General features: G+C 40.1%; 11 protein-coding genes. 2 read left to right on the top strand and 9 right to left on the bottom strand.

The features are described 5' to 3' along the window. From VNZ46_RS20075 to VNZ46_RS20065, 3 genes are all read right to left on the bottom strand, one after another. The coding region (locus VNZ46_RS20075) for a carboxypeptidase-like regulatory domain-containing protein (protein ID WP_325561945.1) at positions 1–567 on the bottom strand (567 nt) is incomplete at its 3' end. 21 nt (positions 568–588) lie between these two features. Then, positions 589–1,653, bottom strand: coding sequence for a LamG domain-containing protein (locus tag VNZ46_RS20070; RefSeq protein ID WP_325561944.1), 1,065 nt, complete (start codon positions 1,651–1,653; stop codon positions 589–591). A gap of 169 nt (positions 1,654–1,822) precedes the next feature. Then, positions 1,823–4,351, bottom strand: a complete 2,529-nt coding sequence (locus VNZ46_RS20065) for a helix-turn-helix domain-containing protein (protein ID WP_325561943.1) — start codon at positions 4,349–4,351, stop codon at positions 1,823–1,825. A gap of 494 nt (positions 4,352–4,845) precedes the next feature. On the opposite strand from VNZ46_RS20065, the gene VNZ46_RS20060 reads away from it, so the two are divergent. Together VNZ46_RS20060 and VNZ46_RS20055 are read left to right on the top strand one after the other, a co-directional pair. Then, positions 4,846–5,631, top strand: a complete 786-nt coding sequence (locus tag VNZ46_RS20060) for a helix-turn-helix domain-containing protein (protein ID WP_325561941.1) — start codon at positions 4,846–4,848, stop codon at positions 5,629–5,631. 52 nt (positions 5,632–5,683) lie between these two features. Continuing rightward, on the top strand, positions 5,684–6,025 hold the full coding sequence (locus VNZ46_RS20055) for a helix-turn-helix transcriptional regulator (RefSeq protein WP_325561939.1): 342 nt from the start codon (positions 5,684–5,686) through the stop codon (positions 6,023–6,025). 37 nt (positions 6,026–6,062) lie between these two features. Here VNZ46_RS20055 and VNZ46_RS20050 read toward each other — a convergent pair whose 3' ends face one another. From VNZ46_RS20050 to VNZ46_RS20025, 6 genes are all read right to left on the bottom strand, one after another. After that, on the bottom strand, positions 6,063–6,272 hold the full coding sequence (locus VNZ46_RS20050; protein WP_325561937.1) for a CcmD family protein: 210 nt from the start codon (positions 6,270–6,272) through the stop codon (positions 6,063–6,065). 92 nt (positions 6,273–6,364) lie between these two features. Continuing rightward, the gene (locus VNZ46_RS20045; protein WP_325561935.1) at positions 6,365–6,928 is read right to left on the bottom strand and encodes a biliverdin-producing heme oxygenase; all 564 of its coding nucleotides are present in this window, start codon (positions 6,926–6,928) and stop codon (positions 6,365–6,367) included. A gap of 31 nt (positions 6,929–6,959) precedes the next feature. Beyond that, positions 6,960–8,372, bottom strand: a complete 1,413-nt coding sequence (locus VNZ46_RS20040; protein WP_325561933.1) for a TolC family protein — start codon at positions 8,370–8,372, stop codon at positions 6,960–6,962. A 27-nt stretch (positions 8,373–8,399) separates the two neighbouring features. Then, complete coding sequence (locus VNZ46_RS20035) at positions 8,400–11,570, bottom strand: efflux RND transporter permease subunit (RefSeq protein WP_325561931.1); 3,171 nt, start codon at positions 11,568–11,570, stop codon at positions 8,400–8,402. 17 nt (positions 11,571–11,587) lie between these two features. Then, positions 11,588–12,724, bottom strand: a complete 1,137-nt coding sequence (locus tag VNZ46_RS20030) for an efflux RND transporter periplasmic adaptor subunit (RefSeq protein WP_325561929.1) — start codon at positions 12,722–12,724, stop codon at positions 11,588–11,590. Between the two features lie 202 nt (positions 12,725–12,926). Further along, on the bottom strand, positions 12,927–13,194 hold a 268-nt coding region (locus VNZ46_RS20025; protein WP_325561927.1), incomplete at its 5' end, for a TetR family transcriptional regulator C-terminal domain-containing protein.

Here is a 13,194-nt window from a genome sequence, read left to right as displayed (position 1 = left end):
TACTCCATCAATTACATAGAGCGGTTCGTTGGAGAAATTAAAAGAATTGGTTCCCCTGATCTGAACACTCATATCTGTTCCAGGACGGTTACTGCTTTTGGTGACCAGAACACCACTTACCCTGCCATTTAATGCTTCAGTTGCGTTAGTGGCCAGAGACTGAACGAGTTCTTTGTTACTTATGCTCTGTATTGATCCGGTCAGGTCTTTTTTCGTTGTCGTTCCGTAACCAAATACAACCACATCGCTTAACAGATTTTGATCTGGCTCTAAAATCACACTTAATGTTGAAACTCCTGTAATCACAAGTGATTTTGTTTGGTAACCTGTATAACTGACAGTAATCGATTTTCCTTTCGGCACGCTTATTTCAAAATCTCCTTGATCATTTGCTGTAGTACCTTTTTTTGTATCTGTTATGTAAACTGACGCACCGGTCAGGGGATATCCATCGGCTCCACGGACATTTCCTTTGATATGGATTTCCGTGTTTTGTGCCAATAATGCTAATGGGATTTGTATCAGTATGAACAATAGCCCAGCATAGAACTGTAATGTTTTCTTCATAATTATTTATGATCTAGCTTATTAATTAACTTTTTTCCATTTATAGACGCCTACCAGTTTAGCGGTGTGTTTGCCCGTTTTATCGGGAATGTTGCTTGCATTAGCAGGCACAGTAGTGAAATCCCAGGCACAGATTAAATTAGGTTCATTTCCCGTAACCTCTTTTTGCATGAGGTCTTTAACCTCCTGTGCAGACTTCGCTGCACTCCATAGCCTGAATTTTTTCATATAGCCAGCCATGTTTCTGTTGTTATCTTCCGGTTCCATAAAGGCCCACATTTTTAGGTTCCGGGTATTTGGCTGATACTGCTGTAGTACACCACTACCATCTTTTACGTCGTTCGTTTTACTGAAAAACAAATTCCCGTTTACATACATTTTCAGCTGATCGCTTGCTGCACTGCCATCATAAACCGCAACGATATGGTTCCACTGCCCATAATTTGTAGGATAAGCAGATCCCCATTCAAAAACTCGATCTGCCTGAGGGCCTACACCAAGGGTAGCACGTAAATTCGATCCTGAAAAATTAACCATCCAGCCTTGTTTCACTCCTTTTCCATCGTTACTGAATGTGGCAATGAAATCACCGATTGCGAATTCAAAAAATCCGGCATCGTATTTTAGCCAGCTTTCTACCGTAAAGCTATTGGAACCCCCATAAGCTGATGATTCGCCAAAATCAATATATCCTTTTTTGTCAATACCATTAACAAGCAGCTCTGCCGGGGTTCCCGGTTTCAGGGTAATCTGATAAGAAGCCTGGAAAGAATTGATGGCCTTCGTTGCCGCCACACAATAAGTATTCACCTCGTAAGGCAGTACTAATATGCCTGCCTTAGCCTTAGATAGTCCTTCTTTAAGAGCAAGGATTGCCGAAGACAACTCATCAGCATTTGATTTGGGAAAGGTGCCGTCTACATCGCCAATTTTTGCCGTGTCAATCATATGCTGCATAATGTTCAGCTGACTAGACAGGCACGAAAAATCAAGATCAATTTTTTCAGGGTTATCCCGCTTGCAGGAGAAGATCATCAACGCAAGTAAGAGAAGACCGAAGTTTCTCATTTTAAAAATCATGTTCATACATTTTTGGTTTTAATCATTTAGTATAAGTGGGCTTATCTTACTGCTAAATGGATTTAGTTTTAATTTGGTTAATGGTTTATCAGGAAATTTAACGCAACAAAACTACCCCCGACAGGTTATTTCACGGGTTAGTTTAAGGGTTAACTGGATTTTTTTTTGAAATTTTTCAATAACCGTTCGGCCTATTGTTAAGGAGTGTGCTATAGGTATTGGAATATTGTTCATTCATAACCCGGGCATACTCTTTTGTAAAAGACAGGTACTGTCTTTTCGCCTCATCTTTAAGTCCAAGTTTCTCAAAAGAAGCAATCAGATAGTAAAGTGCAATTTCGCTCAGTGGATCACTAATCAGACAAATCTTAGCCATCCGTAGCGTAATTTCAAATTCAGATTGGAGATACCGCGTTTCTAAAGCTTTATAGAGCTCGGTTAAGATTTGTTTCTCTGTTTTTTCTTTCATCAAATCAAACATTGGATAGTTCAAATGAAGCAGAAATTTACCTCTTTCCAACAGCGCACAGAGTACTTTAAGGGCATATTCTTCCTTTTTTAACAAGCTGAGGAACATCAGAAAATCACAAAAACAATTTTCATCAATCAAGAGTTTAAAAACACCTTTTTCATAAATCAGCTCAATTCCATCTAAATTGGATAGTGTTTTACGTAGCTGGTTGATCGTTACACCCCTTATATTTTTGGTTTGCAATTGTTCTTTTTCTGGCCATAAGGTTTCACTTAACTGTTGTGAACTGATTCCATTTTTTGGAGTATTGATCAATATGAGCAAGAACGCCTGTTTTATTTTTGTACCGAACTGGTGGCTAATATCCACACCATTGCGGTCATTAATCCTGAAAATTCCAAAAATAAAAATTGCGTTCGGATTTTCTTCAGCAACAACTTTATCTTCCAGAATACCGGTTGGACCTGTTTTTCCTTTCCCAAGCGGTATCGGTTTATTAGATAAATTGGCTGGCTTCCATTTATAGATATAGAAATAATAAACTCCTGAGGAAACCAGTAAGATAATTGCTCCAAAGATATAAATCAGATCTCTACCGGATGAACTGGTTGTAGAATATAGATCAAGCTGGGCTTTTTGAATAGGAGGAAAAGATAATGCATATATACTAAACTCTGAACGTACTTCTTCTTTGTCAAATTCCTGGACTACACAATACAACTCGTTCAATTCTTCATTTAAAAAAAGGTTGGCATTGGTTTTTATCTTCTCAGACAAAATTGGAATTTGATCACCCATTTTGACCGCAGATCCATCTGCAATTCCTACACGGTATAGTTGTAATTTAGAATTGGGCAGATACTCAGGGTAACACAACATGTAGAAATACTTATCAGAGTTGGTCACTAAATTCCGAACAGGTACCATATTTCCGTCAGGCCATTTGATCTCCCAGTTTTTCCGTATTTTAAGTGTTTTCAGGTTTAAGGAGTGGAGATCATAATAATAGCGCCTGCCTATGGTATGGTCGCCGCTTTCATTACCCATCCCGCCATAGATATATAAGTTGTCCTGTTTGGTGTCGTAGAATGATGACGTAAAATAACGGGGCTCAATTTTAGAACCGCTAGTCGCTAAAGTATCCCATACTCCGGCTTTTAAGTCGAAGGCTAATATGTTATTGTTGTAGTGCTGATTTCCAAAACCCCCGGTAATGATGTATCTATTTCTTTGCTCATCTACAAAGCCGGTATGATGATGAAGCTGCATCGCAATGGTTGATGTGCTCACTGGTCTAGTAGAAAAATCATTTAAATCAATAGAAGCCATTGTACAGGCATTCCTGGGAAGATTATTTACCTCGTAAACATATAGTCTTTGCTGATACAGAAAACTATTTCCCAACTGTATTTTAACTGGTAATGGATTTTTATATGAATTTCTTTTTAATGCCCGGGAGGAAAGATCAAAAATGGTTAAAGTATCCTGATTAAACAGTAAGATTTGCTGTTTTTTTAGATCAAAATTTGAACCTGCAATTGTATTTGAAGAAAGGCTCATGATTTTTTTCCAATGGTAAGCATCATTAATAAGCCAAATAGGCTCAGTTACCTTTCCCATTACTTTTCCACTGATATCATGAACAGCGCTTCCTCTACTTTCATTTAAAGGAAACGTATATTTTTGGATGTCGGCACTGACCGTTAAATCCTTAATAGAAAAATCTGGTACATCAACCACATAATCTGCTTTACCGAAATGAATGTCAGGAAAAAACTCAACAGGCAAATGAGAAATTTGTCTGCTTTGCCTGTTATCTAATATACCGAGGGTTACAGATTTGCGATGAGGATTGAAAACTAATTCAACGTTGAACCATTCGCCCTGGCGTAAGCTGTTTTTTGCTAGCCGGATCGTAATGAGGTTGTCTCTTCCTTCCTCGTTCAGTTTAAACTCCTGAATATCCTGGTCATCCTGCCTATAGATGAGGTTATAGATTAAATTTTGTTTATTAAGGTTGATACGAAGAATATTCCCAAAACTCTTTGACTGGCTAATTGCCATTTTGAAACTAACGGATATTTGTTCTGTAACATGTATTTGCTCTTCAGAAAATACAGCATAAGAAGTTCTTGATTCAATGGGCGCGTTATTCCCGTTGAATTTTAAGCCCTGAGCCAGGCATTGATAAGTTAATAATGGAAAAAGTAGTATGGCAAAGATTATCCTCATATCCTTTATTTCACAGAATATGTGTGGTTAATACGGCAGTTCTGTGGCTGAGCAAATCTAATAAAGAATTTTAAGCAGGAATAACATTTTACTTAAATAGATTAAGGAGAGAGAAGTTGTATCCACGAGAAGGTCTGCTGATTAACTTGGTAAACAAGTTTATAATTTCTCACCATCGGTAGTATATAGCAAAATATTGCTATATAGTAGAGCTCTGTGGCATAATATTGCCATAATGATAGAATGCATATTTCATTGTACTGGTGCAGCACTACCTTTACACAAGGGAAGCAATTGAACCTTACCCGTAAAGGTTTGATTAAAGAAAATCAATTTGAAGTTTAATTTTCACAGTCGAGAAGTTTTCAGGGCTACTGATCACCAGCTTACTGGTCTTTGCTATTTTGAACTTAAGAATTATATACTCAGGCCCTAGGATATTTTAAAGAATCTGAATATATGCAAATACTTCTAATAATTTTAATGCTAAAATAATGATGAATAAAAGCTTGGTTACCTATTATACAGGTACGGGTAATCCAGATTCCGCATTGAAATGCCAGAAAAGTTACTCCTCATTATTAGATCAGCGAGCTCATGTTGTCAAAACAGTTTCCAATCAACTTTTCAAAGAAATGGAAGGAAGACAACATGATCATTATTCAATTGGCAAAATTTTAGCAATTATCTTAAGAATATTATTAGGGCTCGTTATCTTATTAATTTACCTATGCCGTCAGATTATTAAGAAAAGCAGATCTGAATATGAACAGACCATGTTAAAATTGAAGTATTCTCAAAATCTGCTCCTAGTCGAAAATTCTTTGGTTTTAAATAAGGATCAGATTTTTAAATCGGAACTGCGTAGTGTAATGGCAAAGGAATCTGAGGGAAGATTGCTAGAGAAACTCAATAAATTGGAGGTCAAAAATTTCTTTCTCCAGAGAGATGTATCTTTGTCATCGGTTTCCACTAAACTGAGTTCAAACACAAAATATATATCCTATATCATTAATAAGTATAAAGGAAAAGATTTTAATAATTATGTAAATGAACTTAGAATCAATTACGCAGTAAGTGATCTTCATTTAAATCCAGAGGTACGCAGGTATAAGATTTCTTATCTGGCTAACAAATATGGATTTTCATCCCACAGTAAATTCGCTGCTATTTTTAAATCTATTATTGGTGTTTCACCTTCTGTTTTTATAGGAAATTTGAAAATAGATCACCATAGAAAATCGGTTGAAGGCCCCGTTGATGACTTAATCGCTTGTTAATAGTTATTCCTTTTTTTATAACAGAATTATTATTCATTTAACACAAAAAAATATGAAAACAGTCTCAAAAAACATCAAACTACTCCGTATAAAAATGGGATGGAGGCAACATGAAGTAGCGGCGCTACTTGAAATTTCTGTTCCTGCATTTTCAAAAATAGAGACAGGGGTAACGGATATAAATATTAACAGGCTCCGTCAAATTGCGGATCTTTTTAAAGTATCTATTGTTGATATGTTTTCCAGTGACGCTACAGCACTCAAATCAGAGGATACTTTGAAAATCGAAGAGCTCAGTGAGAAGTTGCGCCAAAGAGAAAGCTTATTGATAGACCTTCAAATGAAGTTGTTGCAGTATTATGAGGAAAAGTCAACAGTCATCAACATTGGTTAATGTTTATATTAATTTAATTTGTCATGCATCTACCTGCTTATTTATCTTTTTCTATTTTCTTTAGCCTGTTATCAATTGAAAAAAGATAAAAAGACAGACCGATAAATATTACGGCGATTGTACCAACCACCACATTGATCTTTTCAGAACTTGATAACGTATCGGTTACTTGTGTACATGAAGACGATTGAGCGAATAGGTTAAGTGAACTTAATATTAAAGCAGGGATTATTATCATCTTCTTCATTTGTAATTATATTTAAGTGAGCTGCTTCCATATAGGAAGACAGCCGACAGGTCAAAACAAAATATATACTGTTTCTTTGATAATCAATTGAATTAAACAGGGGAGTTGCAAGATTGGCGGAAAACATCTGTAAAATTGGAGAAGGTTTGATTTGCGGCCTCTATAGCTTCTTGTTCGGAATTCCCATGAATATACCGGTTCAGTACCGCAGTAAAGGAAGCCCATTTAGCGCCGGTTTCTGAACCGTAACCCCCAAAAAAAGAAATACCTTTTTGCACCCCGTTCCGCGCGAGCATCTCGATGATAATTTTGCCTCCCATCACAGAACCTTCCATTACATAAAGAGCCCCCAGCGCTTTAACCGTATTGTCAATTGTAGGAACAAATAGCTCCGGCAGTCCTGTTAATTCAGCTCCAAGGCTTACGATATCATTCGCAAGGCTGATTGCATGTCTTCTTTCCGTATAGTCGGGCAGAACTTCGGTAGATATATACGGAATGATAGCCTTTTCCAGGTGGCTGAAATACGCATAAAATATTTTCAGCAGATCTGCATAATCGTCGTTGTTGCGAATGTTTTTTAGTCGAGCAACTACCAATTTTTCTAATTGCTGATGCGCTGCAGCAGTTTGTTTTCTTAATTCTTCTTGTATCATAACACTTTAATTTTATAGTTAACTTTTTCAATCAATTTACCCCGCCTCCCAGACTGCGGTACAAATCAGCAATAGCCGAGAGCTCCTGCCGCTTGATGGAAGCCAAATCCAGCTCGCTTTGCAATACGTTTTCCTGTGCGGTGATCACCTCCAGGTAGTTCGCTATGCCGTTTTGAAAAAGCAAACCAGCATTTGCGGTCGCTTGCCTAAGCGTTGCGACACGTTTGGCCGCAATAAGGTACTGCTGTTTTAATTTCCCGATTCTAACCATTGCGTCTGATACCTCACCAACTGCTTTTAATATGGTTTGCCGAAAAAGTATAACCGTTTTCTCCCGCTCGATGCCAGCTAATTTATACTGCGTACTCAGTTCCTTATGCTGCAGCAATGGCTGTAGTATACCCCCTCCAACTACGCCAAAGAGTGAGCTGGGAATATTGAACCAATCACTTGCTTTCAGCGCATTAGCACCACCGCTGGCAGTGATCCGCAGTGCTGGGTACATTTGAGCCTTACTGATCCCTAATTTCGCATCCGCAATGAGCAGATCTAATTCACGGCTTCTTACGTCTGGTCGCCGGCGAAGCAATTCAGATGGAACGCCAGCTGAAAGTTCATCAGGAAACTTGATGTCGCCGAGGATGGTATGTCGATGGATGCTGCCCGGCAGCTGGCCCGTGAGGATATGCAATGCATTTTCCTGTAATGCCATTTCTTGTTCGAGCTGCGGAATAAGACCTGTCACAGTAAGTTGTTGTGCCTGAGCCTGCTGAACAGCCAGCGAAGTAGCCTGGCCGGTATTATATTGCACATTTACTATGCGCAATGTACTGTCACTTAACGCCGTGTTATATCGTGCAACCCGTAACTGTTCGTCCAGCATGAGCAGGTTGAAATAGCCTTTGGACACCCTGGCAATAAGATCAGTCTGCAAGGTTTTTCTTGCTTCATCACTTTGCAGGTAGGCTGCAAGCGCGGCCTTATTGGTGTTGCGTATCCTTCCCCAAATATCAGCTTCCCAGGAGAGGCTTGCACCAATAGAATAATCTTCCATGTGATTGGAGCCAAAAAACTGGGAGGCAGTCAAACCGTTGAGGCTGTATTTCGAAGGAATACTCGTACTGGCCGTGGCATTGAAGTCGAAGCTAGGCACGTTGTTCCATTTGGATTGCTTTACAACTTGCTGCGCTTGCTCTATATTTTTTAACGCGATAAGCATATCGAAGTTTTTGATCAGGGCACTGTCGATCAGCGCATGTAACCCTTCGTCGGGGAAAAAGCTTTTCCATGGCAAGGCACTTATACCCGCAGTGTCTTTCACTGCCACATTATTGAAGGTAACCGGCAATTCAGGTTTGGTGGCCTGTATATCTGCAGAGATCTTACAACCTGCAACCATAAAAAGCAAGCCGGTCATTAAGGTGATTCGATTATAGTTTTTCATTGAATATTTCCAGGAGTTAAACACTTTTTAATTGACTATCTCAGTTTCAAGCACCAGTTTGGGTACCAAATGAACCTTTTTACCAGCAACTTTTTCATGAAGGCCTTGGAAAACCACAAACAAAACCGGTATAATAAATAGCCCCAGGACAACCCCGCCTAGCATACCTCCGGCCGCGCCGATACTAATCGAATGATTACCCATGGCAGAAGGACCGGTAGCCCGCATCATAGGAGAGATACCTGCCACAAATGCAATGGATGTCATAATAATCGGGCGAATGCGAAGTCTGGCAGCTTCCAGTGCAGATTCCACCAGTGTGTGGCCGGCATGTCTGCGCTGCACGGCAAACTCTACGATCAGGATCGCATTTTTTGCCAATAACCCGATCAGCATAATCAAGGCAACCTGGATGTAGATATTATTGTCAATGCCAGTCATACCAATTGCCATAAAAACTCCTATAATACCAGTAGGCACTGAAAGCACTACGGCCAGTGGAAGAATATAGCTGTTATACTGGGCACATAACAAGAAGTACACGAATAACAGGGAAAGGATAAAGATGACTACAGACTGGCCACCAGAAGAAATTTCTTCTCTTGTCATCCCTGAAAATTCGTAAGAATAACCAGCAGGTAACACATTTGCAGCTACTTCGCGAACGGCCTGAATCGCATTCCCTGTACTGTAACCAGGTTTCGGAAGAGCATTGACACCTATTGAATTGAATAAGTTATAACGGGTGATCGCTTCGGGCCCGTATACTCTTTTCAACGTTATCATGGTATTCACAGGGACCATGTTACCCGATTTGTTCTTTACATAAATTTCATTCATGGAGGCCGGATCTGCACGCTCTTCCTTCTCTGCTTGAACCATGACCCGATAATATTTACCGAAGCGGTTAAAATCAGAAACCTGAGCACTACCGAAATAGGACTGCATGGTGCTTAGCACATCCTTTTCATCCACCCCCAGCTGCTCGATTTTTTCATGGTCCAGGACCATTTCATATTGTGGATAGTCGGCACGAAATGTGGTGAACGCAACGGCAATTTCCTTGCGCTTCATTAATTCGGCAATAAAGCGGTTCGCAATTCCACCAAATTTATCCAGCTTGCCACCTGCTTTGTCCTCCAGAACAAAATCAAGCGCATCAACATTACTGAACCCCGGTACAGTCGGGAAAGAAAACACGAAGAACTGTGCGCCTTTAATAGTGGAAAGACGCTTTTGCAATTCAGTCATATTTGCTGCAACATCATTCATTTCACCACGTTCACCATCTTTTTTCATCCTGAAAAAGGCAACCCCCGAGGATGGGCTGGTAGAATTGGTCAGCACATTAAAACCTGCCACTTCATTGAAGGCAAATTTTGCCTTCATATCCCTCACTTTGTTCGCCGCTTCATCAAGAATAGCCTGAGTTCTATTCATAGAAGAACCAGGTGGAAGATTCACTGATATGGCTATAAACCCCAAATCTTCAGATGGAATAAAACCTGTAGGCGTTCTGCGAATCAGCCAGCCGGTAATCAGTACAATAAGTACAAGTCCACCAAGACTGGCCCACTTGAACTGGATCATCTTTTTAACCCCTCTAACATATTTGCCAGTCACATTTTCAAATCCTTTATTGAAAGCAAAGAAAAACCGCTGTTTGAAGCTTGTAGGCTTTTCATGATGATCATGATTTACATCTTTTAACAATAAAGCACACAATGCGGGACTTAGTGTTAGCGCATTCAATGCAGATATGGAAATAGCAATTGCGAGGGTGAACGCAAACTGACGGTAAAATACCCCTGCAGAGCCTTTCATAAAACCAACAGGAAGGAATACAGCAGCCATTACCAAGGTAATTGAAACAATTGCACCAGTGATTTCATGCATTGCGGTTGTGGTGGCTTTCTTTGGCGTCATACTCCGATGTTCTAATTTGGAATGCACAGCCTCGACGACAACGATGGCGTCGTCCACAACAATACCAATAGCAAGTACAAGTGCAAATAAGGTAAGCAGATTAATGGAAAATCCAAACACAGACATAAAGAAGAAGGTCCCAATAAGAGCAACAGGAACAGCTATTGCAGGAATCAGCGTCGACCGGAAGTCTTGCAGGAATATATATACTACAATAAAAACAAGGATAAATGCTTCCAGCAAAGTATGCTCAACCTGATCTATGGATTGATCCAACATATCCTTTGTATTGTATAGTATTTGCTGTTTAATTCCCGGTGGAAAATCCTTCTCAGCTTTTTTTAGGAATTCTGCAACCTTGGTTTGTATTTCCCTTGAATTGGAGCCAGGCAATTGTATGACCTGGAACAGAATACTTTGCTTATCGTTAACGGTATTGAGCGAATTGTAAGTATAGCTACCCAATTCAACCTTAGCAACATCTTTGAGTTTCAGGATGCTTCCATCCGGATTCGATCTGATGATCATATTCCCATATTCCTCTGGTTTGGTATATTTTCCTGAGTACTTGAGCACATATTCAAAAGAGCGGTCACTGGACTCTCCAAATCTTCCCGGCGCGGCCTCCTGATTTTTACTTTTAACGGCTGCCATTACCTCAGTTGGGGTGATATTGTAAGCAGCCATTTGTGCTGGTTTGAGCCAAATGCGCATAGAGTAATCCCTGTTGCCGCCATAAAGGGTCACCTGCCCAACACCCTGTATCCGTTTAAGCTCCGGTATCACGTTGATTTGCGCGTAATTGGTCAGATAAGTTGCATCATACAACTTGGGCTTTTCACTCATCAGGTTAATTGCCATAATGAGCGAATTCTGTACTTTTTGAGTGGTGATGCCAGCCTGAACCACCTCTAAGGGTAAAAGTCCGGTTGCAGATGATACCCGGTTCTGTACATTTACCGCTGCCTGGTCAGGATCAGTGCCCAGCTTAAAATAAACTGAGATCGTTAAGGTTCCGTCGTTACTCGAAGTGGAACTCATATAAGTCATATTTTCGACACCATTGATTGCTTCCTCCATTGGCGGGGCTACTGCGCGTACCATAGTTTCCGCATTTGCGCCAGGATAATTGGCTGACACCTGTACCACAGGAGGAGCAATATCCGGGAATTGTTGTACGGGTAGATCCATGAGACCTACCACACCGAGAATGACCAGCATGATGGAAACCACTGTGGCGATAACCGGCTTATCGATAAAAACTTTTAACATGATTTTATAATTGGGGGTTAATTGCTGGCCAGGTTTTCATTTGATTTTTCAGGTTTAACAGACATCCCATCTTTGAGGGATTCCAGTCCCTTTAATATCAGACGATCACCTGTCTTTAGACCATCGGAGATGTAATAGGTATTTCCAACAGAACCGGAAATGGTTAAAGCAACTTGTCGGGCCTTATTGCCCTTATCAACTATAAACGCAAAAATTTTGTCCTGCATTTCAAATGTTGCTGCCTGAGGCACTGCACTTACACCAGATTGTTTCAGTCCCAGTTTAATCCTGCCCGAATTCCCTGAACGAAGCAAACCTTGTTTGTTTGGGAAGGTTGCTCGCAGAGTGATTGCTCCGGTAGATTTATCAAATGCGGCATCCACCATATCCAGTCTGCCAGCTTGCGGATAAGGAATACCACCGGAAAGCATCATGGTTACTGCTGAAGTACTTTTTAATTTTTCCCCGATAGAGGTACCCTTCAAACCGTCTTTGAAGGCAACAAAATCGGCTTCACCAACAGAAAAGTAGGCATGCACTTCGCTGTTATCCGACAAATAAGACAACGGCTGAGTGTCCGAGGGGCTAACCAGACTGCCGGTTTTCTTAGCGAGACGCCCAATATAACCGCTTACAGGAGCTTTAATTGTTGCAAAACCAAGAGTGATTTTGGCATTTCCGGTTTTTGCCAAAGCTTGTCTTTCACGGGCAGCCGCAGCATCATAAGCCGCTTGTGCGGTCTTTAACTGATAGGGAGAAACCACTTTGTTTTGTACTAGTGCGGTCAGTTTTTCTATTTCAATTTTTGCTGTTGCTACTTCTGCTTTGGCAGCCAATAATTCGCCCTGGGCATTGTTGTATTCTTCCTGGTAAGGGCGGGCGTCAATCTGGAAAAGTGATCTTCCTTTTTCCACGTAAGCACCTTCTTCTACAAATATTTTATCCAGAATTCCTTTAACCTGCGAGCGAATCTCCACGTCTGTCTGGCCTTCCAGTTTTGCCGGATATTCTGTATAAACCACCGTATCGGTCTGGTTTACTATTGCCACCGGAACTTCAGGTGCAGTGGTGTTCTGCGCCTGTTGATCCCCTGGTGTACAGGAAGAAAATATGATAGCTGGAATTATCATTCCATGTAACAGATTTTTTTTCATAAAAAATTGATTTGATATATTAGAAATGTGTGATAAAGTTTCTTTGTTCAATTCGTTTAAGGATAGCGGAGTTACGGTTGTATTGTAATCTTGTACAGATAGATTAAACATACTATTTGGTATGTTTTTTTGCATGTAAGCTACTTAGTCATGTTTAGTATTATTTAAAACATACTGTATGGTATGTTTTTTATCAAAAAAATTAATTCAAAATATCGAGGTATCTTCGAAACTCTTTCAGAAACGAAATATAGTAGGGCTTGCCTAGTAATTTACCCATATTTCTCACGCCATGGTAAAGTGTTATTACGTTCAATGCAATTTGTTTGGCATCGTGTGTAGTGTCCAGTTGACCTGTCTGTTGACCTCTTATAATTTCGGCTTCAATAGCTCTTTTCCATTTGTTTAACGATTTTATTAGAGCCGTCCTAAATGCGTTGTTCAGAGGCGCCATTTCCTGGATGAGGTTG

Origin of the sequence: Pedobacter sp. (genome assembly GCF_035566355.1) — a bacterium.
GTDB lineage: Bacteria > Bacteroidota > Bacteroidia > Sphingobacteriales > Sphingobacteriaceae > Pedobacter.
Note: the sequence above shows the minus strand (reverse complement) of the source record. Positions and strands in the feature narration are given on the sequence as shown.